Origin of the sequence: Paenibacillus sp. FSL H7-0350, from assembly GCF_038593195.1 — a bacterium.
Taxonomy (GTDB): Bacteria; Bacillota; Bacilli; order Paenibacillales; family Paenibacillaceae; genus Paenibacillus_AQ.
Genome location: NZ_CP151972.1, coordinates 5,970,781 through 5,991,858, shown reverse-complemented (window position 1 = coordinate 5,991,858; position 21,078 = coordinate 5,970,781). Strand labels below are relative to the sequence as shown.

General features: G+C 51.3%; 22 protein-coding genes. 2 read left to right on the top strand and 20 right to left on the bottom strand.

What is annotated here, in order from left to right; genetic code table 11:
- Window positions 1-2: 2 nt before the first annotated feature.
- The 13 genes from NYE24_RS27070 to NYE24_RS27010 all read right to left on the bottom strand — a co-directional run bounded on the left by NYE24_RS27070 (window position 3) and on the right by NYE24_RS27010 (window position 12,078).
- Window positions 3-2,285: a hypothetical protein gene (locus NYE24_RS27070; RefSeq protein ID WP_342477112.1), complete on the bottom strand. Its 2,283-nt coding sequence runs from the start codon at window positions 2,283-2,285 to the stop codon at window positions 3-5.
- The gene (locus NYE24_RS27065) at window positions 2,282-2,914 is read right to left on the bottom strand and encodes a hypothetical protein (protein ID WP_342477111.1); all 633 of its coding nucleotides are present in this window, start codon (window positions 2,912-2,914) and stop codon (window positions 2,282-2,284) included. Before NYE24_RS27065 ends, NYE24_RS27070 begins: the two co-directional genes overlap by 4 nt.
- A 52-nt stretch (window positions 2,915-2,966) precedes the next feature.
- On the bottom strand, window positions 2,967-3,464 hold the full coding sequence (locus tag NYE24_RS27060) for a hypothetical protein (RefSeq protein ID WP_342477110.1): 498 nt from the start codon (window positions 3,462-3,464) through the stop codon (window positions 2,967-2,969).
- Window positions 3,465-3,484: 20 nt separating this feature from the next.
- The gene (locus tag NYE24_RS27055; RefSeq protein WP_342477109.1) at window positions 3,485-3,865 is read right to left on the bottom strand and encodes a hypothetical protein; all 381 of its coding nucleotides are present in this window, start codon (window positions 3,863-3,865) and stop codon (window positions 3,485-3,487) included.
- Between the two features lie 15 nt (window positions 3,866-3,880).
- Window positions 3,881-4,024 (bottom strand): hypothetical protein, encoded by a 144-nt coding sequence (locus NYE24_RS27050; protein ID WP_155991580.1) that lies wholly within the window; start codon window positions 4,022-4,024, stop codon window positions 3,881-3,883.
- 5 nt (window positions 4,025-4,029) lie between these two features.
- On the bottom strand, window positions 4,030-4,239 hold the full coding sequence (locus NYE24_RS27045) for a hypothetical protein (RefSeq protein ID WP_342477108.1): 210 nt from the start codon (window positions 4,237-4,239) through the stop codon (window positions 4,030-4,032).
- Between the two features lie 99 nt (window positions 4,240-4,338).
- Window positions 4,339-5,169 (bottom strand): hypothetical protein, encoded by an 831-nt coding sequence (locus NYE24_RS27040; RefSeq protein ID WP_342477107.1) that lies wholly within the window; start codon window positions 5,167-5,169, stop codon window positions 4,339-4,341.
- A 50-nt stretch (window positions 5,170-5,219) separates the two neighbouring features.
- Window positions 5,220-6,269: a hypothetical protein gene (locus NYE24_RS27035; protein WP_076159102.1), complete on the bottom strand. Its 1,050-nt coding sequence runs from the start codon at window positions 6,267-6,269 to the stop codon at window positions 5,220-5,222.
- A 15-nt stretch (window positions 6,270-6,284) separates the two neighbouring features.
- Window positions 6,285-7,859, bottom strand: a complete 1,575-nt coding sequence (locus NYE24_RS27030; protein WP_036696937.1) for an ATPase, T2SS/T4P/T4SS family — start codon at window positions 7,857-7,859, stop codon at window positions 6,285-6,287.
- Complete coding sequence (locus NYE24_RS27025) at window positions 7,840-8,919, bottom strand: hypothetical protein (protein WP_342477106.1); 1,080 nt, start codon at window positions 8,917-8,919, stop codon at window positions 7,840-7,842. Before NYE24_RS27025 ends, NYE24_RS27030 begins: the two co-directional genes overlap by 20 nt.
- A 30-nt stretch (window positions 8,920-8,949) precedes the next feature.
- Window positions 8,950-9,732: an SAF domain-containing protein gene (locus NYE24_RS27020; protein ID WP_036696939.1), complete on the bottom strand. Its 783-nt coding sequence runs from the start codon at window positions 9,730-9,732 to the stop codon at window positions 8,950-8,952.
- 276 nt (window positions 9,733-10,008) lie between these two features.
- Window positions 10,009-10,905 (bottom strand): formyltetrahydrofolate deformylase, encoded by an 897-nt coding sequence (gene purU, locus NYE24_RS27015; protein ID WP_076159077.1) that lies wholly within the window; start codon window positions 10,903-10,905, stop codon window positions 10,009-10,011.
- Between the two features lie 45 nt (window positions 10,906-10,950).
- A complete protein-coding gene (locus NYE24_RS27010; RefSeq protein ID WP_341029290.1) occupies window positions 10,951-12,078 on the bottom strand; it encodes a deoxyribonuclease IV in 1,128 nt (375 codons plus the stop codon).
- A 171-nt stretch (window positions 12,079-12,249) separates the two neighbouring features.
- Between NYE24_RS27010 and NYE24_RS27005 the strand changes: the two genes are divergently transcribed.
- Both NYE24_RS27005 and NYE24_RS27000 read left to right on the top strand, forming a co-directional pair.
- A complete protein-coding gene (locus tag NYE24_RS27005) occupies window positions 12,250-12,714 on the top strand; it encodes a DUF2621 family protein (RefSeq protein ID WP_341188079.1) in 465 nt (154 codons plus the stop codon).
- 22 nt (window positions 12,715-12,736) lie between these two features.
- A complete protein-coding gene (locus tag NYE24_RS27000) occupies window positions 12,737-13,639 on the top strand; it encodes a TIGR01777 family oxidoreductase (RefSeq protein ID WP_342477105.1) in 903 nt (300 codons plus the stop codon).
- A gap of 42 nt (window positions 13,640-13,681) precedes the next feature.
- Here NYE24_RS27000 and NYE24_RS26995 read toward each other — a convergent pair whose 3' ends face one another.
- The 7 genes from NYE24_RS26995 to NYE24_RS26965 form a co-directional block, all read right to left on the bottom strand.
- Window positions 13,682-15,394 carry an FHA domain-containing protein gene (locus NYE24_RS26995; RefSeq protein WP_342477104.1) on the bottom strand — a complete coding sequence of 571 codons (1,713 nt, stop codon included), beginning with the start codon at window positions 15,392-15,394 and terminating at the stop codon, window positions 13,682-13,684.
- Window positions 15,395-15,433: 39 nt separating this feature from the next.
- Window positions 15,434-15,943: a prepilin peptidase gene (locus tag NYE24_RS26990; protein WP_342477103.1), complete on the bottom strand. Its 510-nt coding sequence runs from the start codon at window positions 15,941-15,943 to the stop codon at window positions 15,434-15,436.
- 25 nt (window positions 15,944-15,968) lie between these two features.
- Window positions 15,969-16,970, bottom strand: coding sequence for a TadE/TadG family type IV pilus assembly protein (locus tag NYE24_RS26985; RefSeq protein ID WP_342477102.1), 1,002 nt, complete (start codon window positions 16,968-16,970; stop codon window positions 15,969-15,971).
- 14 nt (window positions 16,971-16,984) lie between these two features.
- Window positions 16,985-19,267 carry a hypothetical protein gene (locus NYE24_RS26980; RefSeq protein ID WP_342477101.1) on the bottom strand — a complete coding sequence of 761 codons (2,283 nt, stop codon included), beginning with the start codon at window positions 19,265-19,267 and terminating at the stop codon, window positions 16,985-16,987.
- A 64-nt stretch (window positions 19,268-19,331) separates the two neighbouring features.
- Window positions 19,332-19,997, bottom strand: a complete 666-nt coding sequence (locus NYE24_RS26975) for a TadE family protein (RefSeq protein WP_342477100.1) — start codon at window positions 19,995-19,997, stop codon at window positions 19,332-19,334.
- Window positions 19,994-20,182: a Flp1 family type IVb pilin gene (locus NYE24_RS26970; protein WP_036696953.1), complete on the bottom strand. Its 189-nt coding sequence runs from the start codon at window positions 20,180-20,182 to the stop codon at window positions 19,994-19,996. The genes NYE24_RS26975 and NYE24_RS26970 overlap by 4 nt, the downstream gene beginning before the upstream one ends.
- A 13-nt stretch (window positions 20,183-20,195) precedes the next feature.
- Window positions 20,196-21,068 (bottom strand): type II secretion system F family protein, encoded by an 873-nt coding sequence (locus NYE24_RS26965; protein WP_342479304.1) that lies wholly within the window; start codon window positions 21,066-21,068, stop codon window positions 20,196-20,198.
- Window positions 21,069-21,078 lie beyond the last annotated feature (10 nt).

The window sequence follows — 21,078 nt, the reverse complement described above, 5'->3', positions numbered from 1 at the left end:
CCCTACCATGACCAGTCCACGACTGGAGCGCGGTTATAAACCTCAATCACTCGTTCCGCCAAGGGCTGTGCTGGCACACTACTGTAAGAGTCTTTTGATCTACGATCGGCTGCCGTTACAAATTCATCGATAGTTGGCTGGTCAAACTCTTCTGTTACAGTAAGCCGTACTTCATATCGTCCTACTTCATATAAAATCAAATTCAGAGTAGTGAAGTTGCCATCATTAAACGGGACCCATGGGTTATTGGAGAAATCTCCATCATTCTCAGCATCATAACGATATTCCCATTTTCGGTGGGCCAAAAAATCATAGTCTGGCGAAAAAGACATATCGGTTAAGGCTGCAACCGCCTGGTTCCCATTCGCTGGATCACGGTAGATCTTTCCCGGGGCAGAAAAATAAACGACCGGCGGCTCATCCGGAATAATTTCAAAGGTCATACTGGTGGAATCCCCAAAGCCCGCAGTGTTAGTTATGGTGAGAGTAGCCTTATACGTCCCAGGCTTCTTAAACAATACATCTTTGGAGTTCATCCCTGAGAGATTTCCCAAGTATTTAATATCTGCGGCAGTACCACCGGAAACAGGGGAAATCGCCCACTGCGTCTTGGTCTCATCAATAGGGTAGTGCTCCGGGCTTAGGCTCTTACTCAATAGTGTTACTTTCCTGTTTTCTTTTTTTGTCCCCTTCACAGCAATTTCCGCATGAGGAACTGGCTGAATGACGTTGATTTTCGCACTGGTTGATCCGGTCAGTCCTCCATTATCAGTTACGGTTAGGCGCACGGAATGCTGGCCGAGGGCGCTTAGTGGATACCAAGTCCAGCCGAAGGGTCCGCTAACCGGCTCCACAGCTCCAGGGGTATTGTACTTATAATCTACAATCGTTCCGTCTGGATCATATGAATCTTTACCATAGATCAAGGTTTCTTCCCCTGCCATGACCTCTTCAGACACATCAAGTACGGCTTTAGGCGGCTTGTTGCTATTGGCTGGTGGAGGTGTTGTAGGGACAGGAGAATCTGAGATTTCTACGGTTGCCTTCATCGTTTTGGACAGTGATGAAACTGTGCCATTCCCGGTCACTACCGGTTTAGCGAACCGCACGGTAACGGTAAGGGTATACTCTTGCTTCACATTGCTACCCCTGCTCTTAGGAATGACAAAATTATCGAAGGTCTGTGTGCTATTCAGAACCTTGCCGTAATCCTTCTTTGTCTTCACATCACTAGAGCCAGTCTCCTTCGCATAAAATATCCATTCCTCGATGTTAGATGAATTATTGTAAGCCAAAAGGTCTCCCTTGACTCTCAAGGATACCTCAGTGTCCTTCCCCTCAAACTTGGCTGGATTGGGGGAAGGCTTGAGGATGCTTACTCCGCCGTCTAGGGTGGGTTCGGTGATAGGCGTGTAGCTGAAGGATACGCTGCCGCTGTAGCTGTAGGTTGGAACTTTGGCGTCGGCGGTGTAGTAGTAAGCGGCTTTGACTTCGTATTTTCTTCCCTCAGCATGACCTACTAAGGGATGAGATGCATCGGCATCTTGATTTGCAAATTCCTGTTCATATGTTTTGCCATCTTCTCCAACTAAAAAAGGAATTGCGTAGTTAACAATAACTCTACCATTCTTAAATTTCGGAGCTTCATTAATATAAGTTGAGGAAAGTCCACTTTCAAAATGCGGTGTTAGCGTGTTAGCAATAATATACTTAGGATCGATAACATTGGCTTGGGACCCCTCGTACCATTTTAGATACTCCATTGATTGGGCAGGGCCAGCCGAAACAACAACTCTAGGTGGGCGCATTGAAGGAGTTGTGTTATCTTCTGCTGGCATATCCTTTGTTTTCATTCCATTTGTTGATTCATCATATTCATTAATCTGCCAGCGCCTTCCATCTGAGTACCTCCAGATTGAGTTGCTGGGATTAGTAATATAATATTCATTCCATGATGAACGGAATCCCTTGACGTTAGTTAGAATTTTCAAATTCGAAACACCATTAAGTTTTAGATTTATTTTTCCATTTTCAAGCGTAATGCCTCCAACAAGTTTGTTGTTACCTGAATACTTAAGTGAGCTAGTGTCAATAGAAGCAGCTGTTACACCAGTAGGTAAATCCAAAATATATGACTTTGCAACGTACTCATCACCAATTAATCCTGTATTTGCCGGAATAGATATTGTAGCAGTTTTAGTTTCGGAAGCCTCTGCTACCCTGGTTTGAATAAACGAAGTCGTCAGTATTGAAAAAACCACTATTAAGCTTAGTACCTTTTTCATTCAGGAACCACAAACTTTTCAACAAAATTTTCACCATAGAACATACGAATTACGAAAAATTCAAATTCATCCGAATAAACATAGCCAAGATAGGAATCTATTTTTTCGCCCGGTTTAAGTTTATATGTCCAAAGAGCTTCTGTACTGTTTGTTTTAGATGCATATTTTTTTGGCCATATTGCATCGGTAATAGTACCAGCTTTAAATCTTAATGGTATCAGCCTTTGTATATCATTACCGCTCCCATACATTGTTTTATTCGTTTTGTTTTCTATCGTTACTTTTGTCCATATAAAGTACTTTGGTTTGCCTATAATTCCAGTTTCATCCTGAAACCCATACAACTGCTGTAATTTCTTCACCTCCGGAGACTTAAAATCATATATCATAATCTTATGAAGTGTATAACTCAATCCTTCCGATTCAAGTGTGACTGGCAGATCCATTGCCTTCTTCAGTCCGAATTTAGCCAAGTTATCTGTCATCACTGGAGCCGCCGTAGCCTTCACCCCCGCAGCACTAACATCCCCAGATAGAACAGCAGCCGGACCTGCCAACAAGGCCACTGCCAAAAAAGCTTTTACTGCTGTTTTCCCCGCCATTGTCTTGCTGATCTTCAACTTCGTCATAATTACCTCTCCCTAGTTTTCATATTTTTGCACCTTCACCAGCCGGATGCATTTATCGATTTATCCTATATTCCTGAACTGCCGGTACCGTGATGGCCTCTTGGACCTTGCTTCTGGAGATCAGCACCGGGTGCTGCGTTTGAATAACGGCGATGACTGAAGGACCTTGTAAGTATTTGGTGATACCGTAAGTACTGTCCTCATAGAGCAGCGGAAAAGTAGTACCCGTAGATTCATCCACGATGTCGAACTTGACGATCTTCACTTGAGCCTGAAGCCGGCTCCCCGCTAAGGGGGATAAGCCGTCATCCAGTCCCAGATTACTCTGCAGGGTGTGGCGGAAGGTGGCATAAGCCTCAGCGGGGTCAATGACCAGACCGCCTTGGGCCCTTGCTGCTTCGTTCAACTCCTGTGATGCGTCATGGACAGCCATATTATTGGCATCCTTAAGCATGCTGCGCACCTGGTCCCATTCCTGATTCTGAATCTGAAAAAACCAGGAATAAATAAAGATCAACAGGACAAAGGCCAGCTTAATAATATAATCCATAGGTTAGCTTCATCCCTTAATTAATCGAGATATTCACTCATGATCGAGCCATGTCCATAGTACTGTGTCGGCTGGGATATGCCGGAGAAATTGTAGGGGAACAGGTTCACCCGCGGCGCAGTCACATATACATCAATCCGCTGTTTGCGCTCAAGGATCACTTCTGTTCCGCTGGTTATTTTAATCGAGCCTTCTGGAAATCCTACAGCTTTCAGGTTGGAAATGACCTCAGCCTTCATGAAGGCAGTGACCCTCCCTTCTGTCGCCGCCTTTTGCGTAATATACGAGGTATTGGCTTTGACCTGCAGATCGAGCAGATAATCGATGTACGTAAAAATCGGCTGCAGGATAATAAACAGCACCAGCCACATGAACAAGGCCCGGAGGACAGTTGCCTTCAAGCGCAGCGCCTCCTTTTAATACTTCTCGACAGCTTTGACATGGGTGATAATATCATCCTGGCTGCCGCCGATAATGCTTGTAGCCCCAGCGATAAAAATCCCGGCAATTACAAAGCCAATAGCCAGAAACAGCGCGACGGAAATCGAGTCCTTCTTCATCTCAGTTAAACCAAAGGACTGGCGAGTGTATACGTTACTGCCGCTTCCACAGAACCTGCGGGCTGAACCAGACTAACCTTGGGGATTTCAGGTCTGTTGTCATCCGCTTTATCGATTACATCCCGTACTACAGGAATCAATACAGCAATTACGATAGCCACACACAGGAACCCGATAGCGATAAACAAACCAGTCGAAATAGCGTCTTTTTTCATTGTAAATATCTCCCTTTTGATTTTATATTTTAAATGGCTTCTTGAATATAACAAATTTTTCATTTGGTTCTTTTTTTGCTGTGAGCCTGCCCGAACTGGTCATTGGAACATCCCTACGCCGTTAAAATTCCCTTTGATCAGCATAATGTACTGCATCGCCAGCGACACAATCATCAGAAAGGTAGCGATTGACGGAACAACATTGATGATCGTGGAAATATCCCCGATAAAGGACCACTTCTTCAGATATTGGTCACTTGAGATTTTGGTGATAATTTTGCCTTGCTCCTGCAGATACTTCGCTGCTTCATGGTCATCATCCATCCCTTCTGTCGCCAGCAGAATCGAGCGGATATCGTTGATAAACATGTGGTTCTCCGGGAATTTGCTGCAAAACCATTCAATGGCCCGCTCCGTCCCCTCATCCACCGCCCGCTCCGAAAGCTCATACAGATCCTGGCGGATGTAACTGAAATGGTTGGCCGTCCCGGCGCAGAAGGCTCCAAATTCCACATACCCCCGCTTGCGCAGCCGATTGTTCTCATAAAGGCGGATGAAGGAGATCAGCTCCCCGTCTTTTTGAATCAGTGTCTTCTGATGCAGCCAGCTCAGCACCCAGCCAAATGGCAGCACCCGCTGCGGACTGGTAATTACAAGAATCAGCAGCGCAATCAGAGGATCGTATATGGACATGGACTCTGAGCGTACGAAATCTCCCGTTGCCTGAACCAGCAGATAGAGGAAGGCCGCCGAATATCGGAATAATGTGATTTTGGCTGCGGATATAGAGAGTCCGCTCTGATTGAGCAATTGCTGCAGCCACTCATTGTGCACACGTTCACCGAAGGCCTTCCACTGCTGGCCTAGACGGAGCACATACCGTTCCTGACGGCTGCTGCTACTGACAAAGACCAGTAAGGCAAGATACACAACACCTGTTACAGCTATCAAAAGTAGTAATCTATCCATCATTCATCACCTTAATGGTAGTCCAGTCTGGGTCTGGCTAGGATGGTACTGATCATGAACGAGATGAATAGGCCCGTAAGGATCACCATCATAAATGTAAGTCCAATCGTTGTCTCGAACTGCAATTTGAAATACACATCCGGCTTCAGCATGTACATGAACGTTCCCACCGAAGATACCAGCACAATCAGATTACCGTACAGTCCCAGGCTGATCGCATCCCTGCTGCTGGCCTTTACCGTCAGAATGGTCTCCCGTTGCAGCTCCATTGAGCGGTTAAGCGTCATGAGTGAGCTTTTGAGATAACGGGTGCCCTCCTTCTCGCAATAGAGCAGGTCCGATACGAATTCAACGGCAAACGTCGTGCCAATCGCTCCGGCAAAACGCCCGGCTTCCTCATTCAGCTCCCGTTCATTACTATAGCCAGCGAATGCTGTCCCCAGCAGCCTCAAAGGCGTCTTTAGCACATTCTCCACCGGTAGCAAGTCACTGGTCTTGGACAAAATGGAATCCGCAGACAAATGCGTGAATTTGGTGGCGATTTTGATCACATCAAGCAAATCGTAGCTTCCCCGCACCTTGCGCTGGGCATAGGTATATCTCATCCGCAGATAAGGAATACAAGCCGAGAGAATCGCCAGGAACAAGGGAAGCCGCCAGGTATTCTGCACAGGTGCGCCGTCATTTAACACCATGCCTTCCAGAAAAGGATTGCTGAAGCTCATCTGCCCCGGCAGCTCTTTAAGAGTCAGCAGACTCGATAGGAATACCCCGAGGAATAGCATCCCCGAACGGGTGACGAAGCGCAGCACACTACTACCCGGCTCATATCGCTTATGGGCAAAATACAGCAGATCATCCAGATGGCGGTACAGCCACATTTTCCTCTTTGCGCTGCTGACCCTTTTGCCGAACAAGCTCATCCGCATGTTCATACGCAGATCCAGCTTTTGCCCCCACTGCCATAGATGCCGCTCGATCAGCGGCTTGACCAGCAGCCAGAGTCCGCCTGCAACGAGCAGGTGAAGCACAAACTGGATGATATAGAACAGCAGCTCCACAGGCACTCCCTCCTCTCATTCGTTCAAAACGATTTTGGACTTCAGACTTTCCTTCAGCGGGTCAATCATCGGTTTCTGTGCAGCGAGATGTCCAAGCTCCTGCAGCAGCATCCGGGCCGCTCTGGCATTCTTCTTCTTCATCTTCACAATCAGCGCTTGGGTTAGCTTGTCATTATAGGTCCAGCCTGCCTGCTCTGGTTCCCAGCGCATCAGATCGTTGGCGAAGACTGAATTACTGGCCTCTTCATAAAAGACCTCGGAGATCCGCGTGAGCCGCTTCTTGCCATCCGGGACACTCTCCAGAATAAACACCAGCTCACAGGATTTCAGTGCTGAGATTAAATGCCCCTTCAGGCTGCCGCCGATCCGTGTAGATACAGCAAACGCCCCCTGATAGGGAATATCCTCTGAATCTACGGTATGAAAGGTGCCCGTAATGCCGTCATAGCCCTTCTCGCCGCTCCACAGATAGAATTCCCACTCGTTATAACGCATCTCCGTCATGTAGAGAATGTTCGGGTCATGCCGCAGCGACTCCACTCCGACCTCCATCAATTCTTCATTAGACGCCTGAATGGGAATGATCCGGTGGCCTTTGATCTGATAAGGTAAAATCGACTCCGGATGCTTCTCGATCATCACGACGCCCATGCAGGAAGAGGAGCCGAGCAACTGCTCGCCGACAATCGTGTTGGCAAAAGTGGTTTTACCCGAGCCTACGGCCCCCGCGATAATTGTGTTGCGAAACGTCCCGGTAAGCGCACGAATCAGATCAATCGCTTCCGCAGGAATACATTCTGTGCCGGCCTGATCATCCAGATCCAGAAATTCAACGACCTGCCGCCGCAGCGAGATGGTAGTGAAGCCCTCCCAGACCCGTGGCGAGACCCAGATGGCTAGACGAATGAACCGGCCGGGCCAGAGGGGATCATCCATTTTGAATTCAACGGAAGGATTATCCTTGTTCAGCTTCTTGCCCGGATCGCTTTTGAGGAGAGAACGCTTAAGCTGCTCCACCCGGTCGAGCGAAGGCATCTCATAGGGATACGCCACAAACCTCCCCTGATGGTTATAAAAAATTTGCCGCCCGATCATCTGTAGTCCGGTGGATTCGCTATAGGCCCGGTCTGTGAACCAGCGGTAGGCGGGGCCGAAGCCCTTCCATTCATGAAACAGCGCTTCAGCGGCTGTGCGGTAAGCCTCCGGTACTTTTCCGGTAAACGGGGTCCGGCGCAGATATTTCTCAATCTCGTTCATGAAAAAGCTGACCGCCTGCGGATCACCAACCAGCGCCTTCGCATTTAGTTCGAAATAGCCGTCATCCTCACGCTCCAGCCCGGCGTTCATTTCACTTTTCATGGTGTGCAGGAAGCTGTAGAAGTCCTCTTTGCCAGGTTTGCTGGTTCGCAGTACACTCTGCTTCAGTGAAAATAGCCGTCTGCTCTGCGTTCCGTCCGCGAGTCCAGACACCGCCCGTAAACTCTCATCCCGCTGCTCCTGCCGCCTGCCCTGTTCAGGGTCCAGCGGAGCCCATCCGGACAACACCCGCTTCTGTAGCAACGGCAAGCTTTCATCCTTGTTGTTCATCATTGGAATATCCCCTTCTTACGGGTTTCCTGGGCGAGGCCCAGTGATACAAGCAATGCGTGGACCTTATCGTCCACTTGCTGAAGCTCTTTTTTCCCATCGGCAGGCTCTCTTGAAAAGATGGATAATACGGTAGCTCCAGCAGAAGCTCGCTGCCAAAACGCAGAGCCAGGCTCTTCGGTGACGTTAACTCCTCCACATTGCTGCGGTTGATAATCCACTGGAAGTCCTGCGGATGCAGGTCCATATGTCCGGCCAGCTCCATTAGAGGCTGCAGCCTGTGTTCATGCCGCGGGTGTGTAACGATCATGCGCAGCACCGACTTCTGCATCCCCACATACCACGCGGCGCTCTCGGGGATCGACCCGAAATCCGCAATTACCACATCAGCGCTTTCACTTGCTCTAGCCAGCAGGTATTCGATCTCCTCCTCCTGATAATCCTGGGCGCTTAGATAATCGAAGTTTCCGGGCAGATAGGCATAGCCTTCCTGCTTCACCAGCGTGCTGAAATCCTCATCATGCAGCATTTTACCGGTAATCCGCGGCCGCAGCCTGTCCAGACTAACCGCCGTCTTCCGGTCATAGCCCGGATCGTACAGGTCGAGACCCAGCATAATCACCCGCAGCCCTGAAGCGGCAATCCTCCTGGCGAACAGTTTGGCAATACTCGTGCAGCCAATACCTGGCCCCGAGCCGAAGAAGCCTACCACATTACCGCTCTCCTTATGCTCATCTTCGAGCATATAGCGCAGCTTATCGATGATTGCCGCTGAGGTTGAGCGCGGGGGCATGAAAAATATGCCCAGACTCTCACACTGCATATGTATAGCCTGGTAACCCCGTACCCCTTTTTGCAGATAGATGTACAAAATCGAAGAGTCCGGATACCTCCCTCTCAGCTCTCTTAATTCCACTGCCGGCACCTGCTCGCTAGTTACCATTAATAGATGCCCTCCGGCATGCTCAGGCTCTGGCAGCACACTTTGTGCTATAACGGTGAAGCCTGCCAGCTTAATCTCGTTGATGGTCAGCTGATCTATACCCAGACTGAATATTCTCAAGCTCATTCCTCCTCCCTTCTGTCCACTCTTCTACTCCACCCGAACAATCCATAGCTTCTTGCCCTGTTCGAGATAAGCTCCCAACAGCTCACCGTCACTTTTCTTCAACTTCAATTCCGGGGCTGCCACCTTCCCGGTGGAAGTAAAGCGGTTATTGTTGTTGCCGTTCTCCGAGTCGAGTACATCGTTGTTATCTTCCGTACGGACATAGTTTACAGTCACTCCGCTTAAAAATACTTTGCGCGCAGGGATTTCTGGCGGAATCTCTGCTTCCAGCAGGGAAGAAGAGTCTGCGGCCTTTCCCCCTCCGGGAGTAGTTACAGGTGCAGCAGCAGCCGGACTGTATCCCCTGCTTTCTTTTGCGGGTGAGTCTCCTTCGACCAGATAGATATCTACCTTATCCCTGCTGCGGAGAGAACCGTTGATGGCATAGATGGCATCTTTGGGAATCGGGAAAATCCCCTCGTCCTGCTGTGGCTCCAACTCGCTAACATCCACCAGTGACTCGGTCAGAATGCTGCCATCCGTCAGATTGACATTCGTAATCTTCTGCTCCACCTGCTCCAGACTACGGACGACCCCTGCCGGGATGTCTTTGGTCTGTACGGAATCCAGGTAGAGATTCTCTTCTGTCAGCTCATGATTCTTCGGCAGGAAGCCTCCGCCGTCCACCTTGATTTTGACAACGGTCTGTGACAGTACATAAGGTTTGAAGTAGAGATCATAGCCGAGCAGTCCGCCGAAGCCGATGAGCAGGATGAGTCCGGCGAAGAAATAATTGCGTTTTAATAGACGTCCGCGCTTTGTTGACAAGCCCTTTACCCCCTTTGAATGTGATTTCTGCACATAGCAAAATACATCTTGGCGCTTATGTCCAAAATGCCGGCAAAATGCTTTTTCACCTTAGTGGTTGAGAATTGTATTAGATTATCCTTGTGAGGTTGGTAAAGCCTGAGGCCGCGGGAAGCTCCCGCTGAAGATGAATGCCGGTAAAAGTCAGGCCAGAACGATGTTCTAAATCTCCTGCATTGCGCAAGATTGCTGACTTTTACCGGAGTGGTTATAACGTTGACTGCAAGATAAGGCTGATTAATTAAATACTACTGTTTTGTTGTGATGCACGAGGATTCTGTCCTCAATATGCCATTTGACCGCACGGGCCAGAACCACCCGCTCAATGGTACGTCCAATGCGCTTCAGCTCATTCACATCATCGCTGTGGCTGACCCGCTGCACGTCCTGCTCGATAATCGGCCCGCCGTCCAGCTCCTCGGTCACGTAATGGGCAGTCGCCCCGATGATCTTGACTCCGCGCTGATAGGCCTGGGCGTAAGGCTTACCGCCGACGAAGGCGGGCAGGAATGAATGATGGATATTGATGATCCGGTGCCGGTAATGCTCAATGAATGAAGGGGAGATAATCTGCATGTACCGGGCCAGTATAATTACATCGATATCCTCACCGATAACCTCCAATTGACGCGCTTCAGCTTCAGCCTTCGTCTCTGCGGTAACCGGAATATGATGGAACGGAATGCCGAAGGATTCCACATAAGCCTGCATATCGGTGTGGTTGCTGACCACAAGCGCGATATCTGCATCCAGGTCGCCCGCCTGCCACTGCCAGAGCAGCTCCACCAGACAATGGTCCTCCTTGGAGACGAAGATCGCCAGCCGCTTCTTATGGCTTACCTTGAAGATCTGCCAGTTCATCTTGAAGCGCTCGGCAACACCGCCGAAGATGCTACGTACCTCTTCCAGCCGCTCATCCAGCTTAGGCAGGTCAAACTCTACCCGCATGAAGAACATTCCACCGTCCGGGTCCATCGTATACTGGTCAGACTGCACGATGTTCGCGCCATGCTGATACAAGAAATGCGATACTGCCGCTACAATCCCCGGTCCATCAGGACAAGATATAAGCATACGTGCCCGGTCGGGATAAGGTCTGCCTGTTGAATGCTCTCTCTTCACATGTAATTCCATAGTTCTCCGTTCATCCTCTCATCTGCTTGCGTTATCTATGCGGGTCTATGCCTTCACGAGCAGCTGTTTGCCTGCAAGCCAGGCGATCAGCCGGTGATTAACGGCTTCCTCACTAAGCTGAGGGAATAATCCGGCAGCTATGACTTGATCATAGAGACGTTCCAGCGGTTCACGGGGGTCTGCTTTTTTGGCCTTGGCGTCATTCTTCAGCAGCTCCCACACATCCAGTACATAACGGCGGGAATCCAGCTCCTGCTTGGCAAAAAAGGCATGCAGCTCTTCCAGCTCCTGCAGGAACTCCGCTCCAAAGCGTTCAGCGACATTGCCGCGCAGCAGGGCGATTTCTACTTCATACATGGGACGGAGCTTCTTGGCATCCTTGCCGATCCAGGGTGTCTCCAGAATAAATGGCAGACCTGCGAGTGCTTCATGCCGGACTACATTGTTAATCGTCTCAAATCCTAAGTAGCCCGAGCCAATCGGTGTATGACGGTCTTTGCCCGCTCCGCGCGGGTTCTTGCTGTCATTAAGATGGATCACACCGAGGCGCTCCAGGCCGATCGTATCATCGAATTTCTTCAGTACCCCATCCAGATCGTTCACGATATCGTATCCTGCATCATGAATATGACAGGTGTCAAGACAGATCGATAGCCGCTGATTAAATTCGACCTTATCTATAATAGAGGCGAGTTCCTCGAAGGTGCGGCCGATCTCTGTGCCTTTACCAGCCATCGTCTCCAGTGCGATATGCACATCAGTCTCATTCGTACCGCCCAGCACCTCATTCAGGCCGTCTGCAATACGCTGAATGCCGTAATCAGCATCCTTATCAGTGAATGCACCCGGATGCAGGACAATATGCTTGACCTCAAGCGCATGGGTCCGGCGAATCTCCTCCTGAAGGAAATCTACTGCCAGCTGGTAGGTATTCTCCTTATAGGAGCCCAGGTTAATAATGTAAGGAGCGTGAACCACTATCTCTCCGACACCATTCTCCCGCATCTTCTGCTTGCCTTCCTCGGGGAACATCGCCTCAATCGGCTTCCGGCGCGTATTTTGCGGCGCTCCCGTATATATCATAAACGAGGTAGATCCGTACTCATTTGCTTCATTGGCCGCGCTCAGGAGACCCTTGTCCGCGCAGGACACATGTGAACCTATTTTCAGCATGCCTATTTCCCTCTTTCCTTCACGAATTAACCCTTATTCTACCGTGATCGGAAGAATAAATCTAGGCAAGCCCCGGAAGGCCGCTTCCGCTTCGCAAACTTAAGGAAATACGCTATACTCAAGAGGAGCAAAAGGAAAGTGACAATCATCATTGTCAAAGGCGGTGTATTCATGCATTTCCATTTACCCTCAAGCTTATTGTCCACGTCTCCAAGCAACTGGTTTATGAACTCTATCGCATTTTGGACCTTTTTACTGCTGGGCAGCATGTGCATCGGCGGCTATTTTATGTTCCGCAAATTTCTGAAGGTGCTGCCCAAGGCTGACGGCAAATCCAAGCTGGACTGGCAGAACTACTGGGTGGAACGCAGCCGTCCGCTGTGGAGCGACGAGATGAAAGCTTTTCTGGACCAGCTTGTACAGCCGGTGCCCAGCCCGTTCCGTGACATTGCCAAGCACTCTATCGCTGCTGAGATCGGCAAGCTTGCTGTAGAGAGCCAAGCAACCGAGGTTACCCGTGAGCACTGTATCCAAGGGTACATTATCGCCACACCCCGGCGTGACAACCGGTTCCTGATCACCTTCCTGGAGAAGAACGGCATCGACTACGCGCCTTACAAGCATCTGGTCAAATAAAGCAGATTAAGGAGCAAGCCCTATGAAATATATTATTTGCGGAGGCAGCGGATTCATCGGCAATGAGCTTACCGGATATTGGCTGCACAGCGGACATCAGATCATCAGTGTCGGCCGCAAGAACCCCGGGAACAAGCTGGAGCATCCGGGGCTTAGCTATCTCACCTGGGACAGCCTGGCATCTAATCCTGAAGCGGCAGAAGGCGCAGATGCAATGATTAATCTTGCCGGAGCTTCGCTCAGTCAACGCTGGACCCCTAAGGGGAAACAGGCGATTATGCAATCACGGCTTGAAACCGTTGCCGCTGCCGGAAAGCTGCTGAATTCACTCCAGCATAAGCCAAGCGTGATCATCCAGTCCTCAGCAGTCGCAATTTATGGTACATCCGTGCAGGATACCTATACCGAAGACTCCGAGACCCGGGTTGTCGATTTCCCTTCCGAGGTGGTCAAGACCTGGGAGGAGGCTGCAGATGTAGCCTATGCCGGTATCCGGCTGGTCAAGCTGCGCACTGGGGTAGTGCTTGGCAATGAGAGCGGTGCTTTCCCCAAAATGAAGCTGCCTTATTCGCTTGGCTTCGGCGGCAAAATCGGCACCGGTAAGCAGTGGATGTCCTGGATTCACCTTACAGACATTGTGCGCCTGATCGAATTCTGCATTCTTCAGCCTGAGATCGAGGGTCCCGTTAATGCCACAGCTCCACAGCCGGTCACTAATGAACAGTTCGGACGGATGATCGGCAAGGTCTACCATCGCCCGCATTGGTTCCCCCTTCCGGCGTTTCTGCTAAAAACCGCTGTAGGCGAGCTGTCAGAGATTCTGCTGGAAGGCCAGCGTGTGCTTCCTTCCAAAGCAATTAACCACGGCTTCACCTTCAACTATCCCACGTTACAGCCTGCACTGGAGCAACTGAAAAACCAGTAGGCTGCCGCAAATGCACCAGTTGATCTGCCCCGTCTATCTCTGCTACGTTGTATGAAAGGTGTAGGTACCCTTAACAATGGTGAACACAGTGCCTTCGGTCAGCGGATATTCTTTGTAGGGAACCATAGCTTCGCCTCCAAGCAGCGTTCCATTCCTGGAATCCAGATCCTTCAGAATGTAACTTCCTGAGGCTCTGGAGATTTCAGCATGGACCCGTGAAGCCCCTTCCGATTTCTCAATGTACTGAGCCACTTCAGAGGAGCGTCCAATAATGAAGCTGGGCCGGTTCAGCTCAATTCTCTCGGGAGCTCCCCCGTCATCCTGGTCACTTCTTTCCAGATAGGGTACTGCCCTACCCGCCTTGGGTATTCCGCTACCTGTAGCCTGAACGGGTTCCCGGGTCAGCAGCGCTGTAGCCATCGCCGCTTCCTTCTTCTGCGGACTACTGGCGGTCATTCCCGCCGGAGCCCGTTGTCTGCCAGCCGGTGCGGCTGTGAATCCGCTCTGCCCCGCATTTGCTTCCTGGTTCTGAGGAGTGTAGACCGGTACCGGAGAACGGCGCTGATCTACCGGATTCCTGCTGAAATCCCACTCCAGATCGCTTCTCAGCTTACGGTTCCGGGCTGTACTGTTATCATCCTCCGGCCTCTCCTCCAGAGCATCCCTCTCTTCCTCTGCTTCGCCCCAAGCCAGCCTTCCACTCCACACCAGCCAGCATGCAGCTGCAAGTATCAGAGTCACCGCAGCACAAACTGCCAGCCACAGTGCCCGGGGGGCATTCAGATAGAGAAACTTCCATAGTAAAGCATCACCCAATAATGCCCCCAGCAATATATAAGTCCTGTAAGAACTTTGCTTGTCCTCAGCCGGAACAGGTCTCATTGTTGTACCGTTTGCTGTCTGAGCCCCTGATAATCCATCCTGCCGCTTCAACTGAGGCGTACCGCTCCCCCAAGGCGTAGGATTAAGCATCGAACCGGAAGGCTGCGACTCCTTATCTCCATGTACATGGGAGAACGCTGCGGCCGCGGACCTCTCCCTTCCCGGTTCCTCCAGCCTGCGATCCGGAGGCTGCGCCCAGTCTATCCTCGTTCCTGACACGGCACCAGAAGTGCCTGTGCCAGCCATAGAACTTAGACGTGCAGGCTCCGTTTCTTCAACATGGCCCTTATGGGGTGTACCCTCCGTCAGCATTTCTGCGAGCAGCTCCTTCAGCCCAGCCGGACTAAAGACTTCTTCCCCGCAATATTGCAGCAGCCGCTGAATCCCGTCACCCGATAATTCCCGGATGGCTCCCATGAAGACCATGATCAGCGATTTCAAGGCTTCTCCAGGCTTCCGTGCAGGCTCTGTGAGTTCCAGCGGAACATATGTGAGGAAGACCTTGCCGCTGCTGAGCGGACCTTCGATAAAGATAAAATCCTCATGGAGCGCATACTGCTCCGTACGCAGCATATACAGCTGCCCCTCCTCCATCCCGGCAGCGATCTGCAGCATCAGCCCGAAGAATTCCGTCATGCTCAGCTTCCCGCTTTTAAGCAGAGCTCCAAGCATTTTACGTCTTGCCAACGTGTATTCCAGTGTGACCTGCAGATCTATTTCTCTAAGCAGCAGCCGTAAATGATACGGTATCCCGCTGGTCATCAGCATCCGGGCCTGCACCATATTCAGCTCGCCTGCGCTCAGCCCCCCGGATCTGCCCAGCAGCATCGTTATTCCATCCTGCTGGATGAAGTCACGTTCTAGTCCAAACAAGTCTCTTCACCTCCTAAGCTGTAATCGATAAGCTCCAAGTCAGAGATAAATATAAGCACAGATAAAGCCCGGGAATACGGCCAGCATAAAAGGAAACCGGAGCAGTTCTCCCTCCCCGCCTTTGACCAGACTCATATTGCGAAGCAGCAGGAACCTGGCTGTTCTGCTAATCACGCTGCGCAGCCTGCGTCCTGTCTCCCTCCTGTAGAGAATGATGATCCAGCCTACGACTGCCCCCAAGAGCACCGAATAGACCATGACCTGAAGCGAGAAAAGTACTCCTGTCCAAGCACCGATAGCCGCAAAGAGCTTCACATCACCAGCCCCCACCGCCCCGATAAAATACATAATCAGCAGGAGCAGGAAGCCTGCTCCGCTGCCGCAAAGTGAAAACAGCAATCCCTGCCAGCCATTGATAATCAACTGCAGGAGCAGTCCGCCAATCAGCGCAGGCAGTGTAATCCAGTTAGGAATTCTCATCCAGCGTATATCTGTGAATAATGCTGCTGTCAGGAACGGCAGGCAGCCCCATAACGCCCATTCCGTCATCCGTGCTCCTCTTTTCTCTATTCTTTTATTTTTTGACTACTGTAAAAGTCGCCTGAAGCGTAGCTCCATCAGCCAGACTAACCACGAAGGGCCAGGTACCCGGCGTAGTATTCACGCCAATCTTCCATTCCCATTCGATGTACCCGTGCTCATCCGCCTGCTTCCAGCCCAGATACTTGGCAGTACTCTGGCCGCTCTTGTAAAAGATCGATAGATTGGCTGATGCCCCGGGAGGTACCTTCACCTTGATGATGCCCTGGTGATTCGCTACTCCCGGATTCGGCTTCTCCAGGATCATAATGGTCCCGGTCTCCTCAGCAGGCTCAGCCGGATTTCCTTCCCCGGAAGAATCGGTGTTTCCGACCCATAAGCGTTCAACTGCGCTGGCCTCCAGCACGATTTTTTCATTCAAGAACGGAATTCTCATTGGCAGCTCATAGCTGACTACCATACCGAAATACGGATGCGTCCCTTTTCTCAGATCGGGTACAGTGACATTGGATACATGAATCTTGCTATATTCAAGCAGGTCTGAGGACAGATACGGCCGCAGCATCGGCTTAAGCACCTGATCCAGCACGGCCTCGGATGCTCCCGCCTGCACCTTCTGCAGAGGCCCTTCTCCCTCCCGGACCACAGCCTTGACCCAGGATTCCATCGGCTGCGGAAGCTTCTCCACGTAGTCCTCACTCCACTCCGTTACCGACAGCCGTGGAATGCTCCAGATGCTGGAGGAGTCCGCATCATCTGAGTGCTCTCCCTCACCTGCTTCTTCGGTTTCATCTCCCCCGCCACCACCTTCCCCCTCCTGCTGCTGCATTGCCAGCGCTGCGGGATACATATGGGTTGAGATTATTTTGACAGTGTCAGAAGCCGTACTCTGCAGCGCTGTCGAATACAAGGTCATTTGGATAATGAAGATGAGGAACAGGACAAATAACAGGAACACAGGCAGAATCAGTGCCGCCTCCACAACCATGCTGCCTTCATCCTTAGGGTTCAGCGATTTCCTCAGCCACCGCTTCATTCTACCGTCCCCCTTTAGTAAGAAAAGTCAGCCCCTGCTTGTCTGAAATAAACCTTGCCCCGCACATCTCCTGGCAGTCCGGCACTGTAATTCACCAGCTTCACTACACCCGGCAGAAACCAAAGCTGCATGCCCATCGTGATTCGGGCAAAGGCATATGTATATTTCTCTACCGGATTGATACCGGTATTCAAGCGGATCAGCGCAAGCATCCGGGACAACTGTTCTTCACCTCCCCCATGCAGCAGGAGGAACAGCCGAAGATAATCACGATAGCTGAGCTGTGCGGTCATATATTTGGATAAGGGAATCTCCCCCTTGGTGCAGAGCTGTATCATATCCTGGATAGCCTGCTCAATACCGTACAGCAGTGCGGCGGCCAGGACGACAAGCGGATTCCCCATACCGGCTTTCTCAATCAGGCCTTCCATCGTCCGCACAGCCAGCCGCAGAGCAAAGATCTCGCCATAAGCGGCGGCCACATTGCCTGCAGGATTATAGAATCCGTACAAAATATATTCCAGCTCTTGCGCCTGCGGCTTCAGTTGCTCTCCCAGCTGCTCACCGAACCCTTCAGCAGACCCGGAGGCCAGCGAGGTTAGCGCAGACAGATCGAAATGCCGGAAATACATCGCAGAGTACTCCGTCTGGTACAGCCGGTCTCTGGCTCCTGCCAGCACACTGCCCATAGCAGCATATATCCCATCCATATCTTTCATGGACGACTTGCCCGCAGCGTATTGATCACCAGTATTCACAGCAGCCCCCGGTTCCTGCTCCAGACCTTCGTTAAAGGCCACATTCTGCTGGTAGTATTGACGCAGACTACCGTACTGCTCCATCGCTTCATGTGCGCTGCTTCCCAGCGCGCGGATCTGATCCAGCAGTTTCATGGCATCGCCAAGCTTCTTCTTCGCCTGCCCTTCTATCTGCTTACGCTGGCTATCAGCAGTGCGGCGGCTCTCAATCTGTTCCGCTTCCTGCGTTATGACAGTACCGTGTTGCCCGTAACTGCTTATATAGCCGCGAACTGCCCGGGAAGCATTAAGAACACCTGCACTCATAAGAGAATAGTCGGCATACAACCCGGATGCTGTACTTAATGTAGCCGGCAAGCCGGAGACTGGCGGCTCCAAGGGAAGCGCAGAACCTCGCTGTATACCGATGTTATTGCCCATCCCGCTAAGCTCAGCCGGAGGAAGGATAAGTCCCTCCACCTGTGCTCTCAGCTTCTTCAGGGGCTCTGAGCTGAGCTCTCCGGCCGTGTCCGGAATGTCCCAGTTGCGGGCAGGATCATCCCCCGCAGCACTGGTATTCGCATCTGCCTGATCAATTACACTCTTCATCTGAAGGTTCAGCGCATTCACCTGCTCAAGTGCAGCCTCTGCTTCATCCAGCAGACGGCTGTTTTTCTCCTGGAAGTCAGCTAGCACTGCCGGTATCTTGCCTGTTATTTCACCAATCTGATACTGATACTGCGATAGCACTGCCGTGTACTTTGGCCATGTCTTGGGGGGACGGTAATAATCGTCATAATATTTATTGACATAATCCCCGTACATCGCCGGGATATCGGAGATTGCGGCCAAGGATGCAAGCGAACGGGCCGGAATACTGTCACCCGGAGGATTCATCAGAAGCTCCTGCAGGTTCTGTGCACTGTCAGCAGCTTCCTTGCGCTTCTTCAGCATAAGATCCAGCGCTTCCTCACGCTGATCATATAAGGGCTGCAAGTCACCCATTATCTCTGTTGTCCGTGAAGCCTCCGTCATCGCCGCCGATAACGGCTTAAGCTTGCCTGCCAGCTCCAGGGCGAAATCAACCGGCGCTTTGTATTTCATCTCTTCTATAATCTGCCGCCGGAAGACCTCATAGGTGCCCAGCGGGCGGCTCCAGTTCAGCGAAGAGGAATCTACCATCACGGGCAGCAGGTTAAAAGCATCCCCCCGTCCGCTCTCATACAGATTATCATTGAGCACCTTTGATAGCAGCTGATTGCCGTCCCCGCCGCCGAAGGCGAACAAGCCGTAGTTCTCGTGCAGTTCAATGTCATATGCCGACATTACTGAGCGTATAGCGGCTCTCGCCAGACGTTCCTCCTGCACATTCACCGCCGCAATCCGTGCGTAATCGATCAGCACAGCATTAAAAAGAAATACAAACGCCAGCACCAAAATAAGAAAGACCGATACCGAACCCTCCGCTGAACGAAGACATCTGAATATAGATCCGCGATACAAGCAGCGGCTCAGGCCGGGATACTTGCTTAAATACCAGCTGTGCTTGAAAATACGCATTGGAACTTCCCCTTAACCTTTTTCTTGAACAACCCGGCCCAAGCTGCTACATCACCAGCCATCCTTAACGCAGCTTATCAAGCATGAGGGCTGCATGCTTTTTCTCCATGCCGCTGCCCTCCTTGCCGGCGGAGGAATGCTGTTTGAACTTCGACCCGTAGTAACGCATAAGATCTACTGTTCTTATGAATTCAACAGGCTCCGTAACGTAGGAGCGGGCATACACCTCAGGCGCGGCTCTATCGGCCAGCAGATTGTCCAGAACAGGCAGATGTAGCGCCTTCTTCAGTTGCGTACTGATTCTGCGGCCAGTCAATCCGTAGACGTAGCTCATTTCTCCCTGTAATCCGGCAGGCACCATCTGTGATGACCGGCGCAGCTTCACTACCGGCAGGGGCCCTCCTTCTTCAGCATTACCAGGCAGCGTAATGGCCGTACTGCCATTCTCTGCTCCTGAACCGAATAGCGAAGCCAACAGTCCATCCTCACCGATTCTCCAGTACAGCGGATCAACATTTCCGGTCTGGAATTCTCCGCTTACCGCCCGGTTACTATTCTCCCAATTATAAGCAGCCCGCTCCGCAGTAGCTGAGGCAATCTGCAGAAGCATCGACTTCTGATAGCTGTAAAGGGAGAAGAACAGCAGCACCATCGTAATGCCCATAAGCATCGGCAGCAGAAGCGAAGCCTCGATAGTGAAGCTCCCCTCATCCTCCCGCAGCGGAATCACTCAAAGACTTCCTGACTCTTATCTCCGGCCGTGCCGATCAGATCCTTAACCACCTTCACAATCTCCTCACGGAATACCAGAACGACCGCAATCAGTACAGCGATGATCAGGATCATCTCCAGCGTCCCCAGCCCCTCCTCATCTTTCCAAAAGCTTTTTGCTCCTTCTGCCATCTGTGTTAACATACGCCTCTACCTCCTACATTTTTAACATCATAATCGCCGGTGTTCCCACCAGCACAATCACAATCAAGAAGATAACCACCATCGGAAAAACCAGCTTCGACGATGCCTGTTCCCCGCGTGTGCGGCTGATAGCCTTCCGCTTCTCCCAGAGCATCCGTGACAGATCCCGCAGTGACAGAACAAAGTCGGCCCCGCCTCTGCGGTAATTAAGCAGCACTGTAGTTGTGAAGATGGAGACCTCTTGCACAGCACAGCGCTTACTGAAGTTCTCGAACGCCTGCTGGAAGGAGTAACCGCCGTCCCATTCAGCCGTCATTTTCATTAATTCAGCGTAAAGCGGATGGGTGCTGTCCCCTTGACGGCTGTTCACACAACGGACAATTGCCCGCTGAACCGTCTCACCCGCGCCTACCAGCAGAACAATACTGTTCAGCAGCTCAGGAAGCTCCAGCATAATATTCTGCTCCCGTACACGTACCTTTTTGTGCAGATCGCTAACCATCGCCACCGGGAGAGCAACTGCCAAGAGCCCACCGAGAATGATTCCCGCCTGCTCTCCCGTAAGCATTGTCAGTGCACTTCCTCCTGCAGCAAGCAGCCAGCTGTAGCTAAGCATCTCCCCCATGAACAGTAAGGTCCGTTCTGCGCTGTAGCGCATACCATAGATCCGCTGTAGCGAACGTTGTATCCTGAACATCATGGACGGGAGATAACTGGCGATCCTGCCCTTCTCTACCAGTAACAATAGAGGCTCACCTAACAGGCGCAACCGCAGGCCTTCCATGGGCAGCTCCCGCAGAGCAGCATAACGGCTGCCGCATCTCATCCTCAGAATGAGCCAGCCTGCTGCGAGCAGAAGCAGAATCGCACCGCAGATCAATGACATCCCTTTACTC

Excerpts from the sequence above, each read along its gene's own strand:
- NYE24_RS26990 (WP_342477103.1), bottom strand. The coding sequence starts at position 15,943 with ATGACGGAATGGGCGTTATGGGGCTGCCTGCCGTTCCTGACAGCAGCA.
- NYE24_RS27005 (WP_341188079.1), top strand. The coding sequence starts at position 12,250 with ATGCATTTCCATTTACCCTCAAGCTTATTGTCCACGTCTCCAAGCAAC.
- NYE24_RS27050 (WP_155991580.1), bottom strand. The coding sequence starts at position 4,024 with ATGAAGAAGGACTCGATTTCCGTCGCGCTGTTTCTGGCTATTGGCTTT.
- NYE24_RS27065 (WP_342477111.1), bottom strand. The coding sequence starts at position 2,914 with ATGACGAAGTTGAAGATCAGCAAGACAATGGCGGGGAAAACAGCAGTA.
- NYE24_RS27060 (WP_342477110.1), bottom strand. The coding sequence starts at position 3,464 with ATGGATTATATTATTAAGCTGGCCTTTGTCCTGTTGATCTTTATTTAT.
- NYE24_RS27070 (WP_342477112.1), bottom strand. The coding sequence starts at position 2,285 with ATGAAAAAGGTACTAAGCTTAATAGTGGTTTTTTCAATACTGACGACT.
- NYE24_RS26980 (WP_342477101.1), bottom strand. The coding sequence starts at position 19,267 with ATGCGTATTTTCAAGCACAGCTGGTATTTAAGCAAGTATCCCGGCCTG.
- NYE24_RS27030 (WP_036696937.1), bottom strand. The coding sequence starts at position 7,859 with ATGATGAACAACAAGGATGAAAGCTTGCCGTTGCTACAGAAGCGGGTG.
- NYE24_RS26985 (WP_342477102.1), bottom strand. The coding sequence starts at position 16,970 with ATGAAGCGGTGGCTGAGGAAATCGCTGAACCCTAAGGATGAAGGCAGC.
- purU (WP_076159077.1), bottom strand. The coding sequence starts at position 10,905 with ATGGAATTACATGTGAAGAGAGAGCATTCAACAGGCAGACCTTATCCC.
- NYE24_RS26965 (WP_342479304.1), bottom strand. The coding sequence starts at position 21,068 with ATGTCATTGATCTGCGGTGCGATTCTGCTTCTGCTCGCAGCAGGCTGG.
- NYE24_RS27010 (WP_341029290.1), bottom strand. The coding sequence starts at position 12,078 with ATGCTGAAAATAGGTTCACATGTGTCCTGCGCGGACAAGGGTCTCCTG.
- NYE24_RS26970 (WP_036696953.1), bottom strand. The coding sequence starts at position 20,182 with ATGTTAACACAGATGGCAGAAGGAGCAAAAAGCTTTTGGAAAGATGAG.
- NYE24_RS27000 (WP_342477105.1), top strand. The coding sequence starts at position 12,737 with ATGAAATATATTATTTGCGGAGGCAGCGGATTCATCGGCAATGAGCTT.
- NYE24_RS27045 (WP_342477108.1), bottom strand. The coding sequence starts at position 4,239 with ATGAAAAAAGACGCTATTTCGACTGGTTTGTTTATCGCTATCGGGTTC.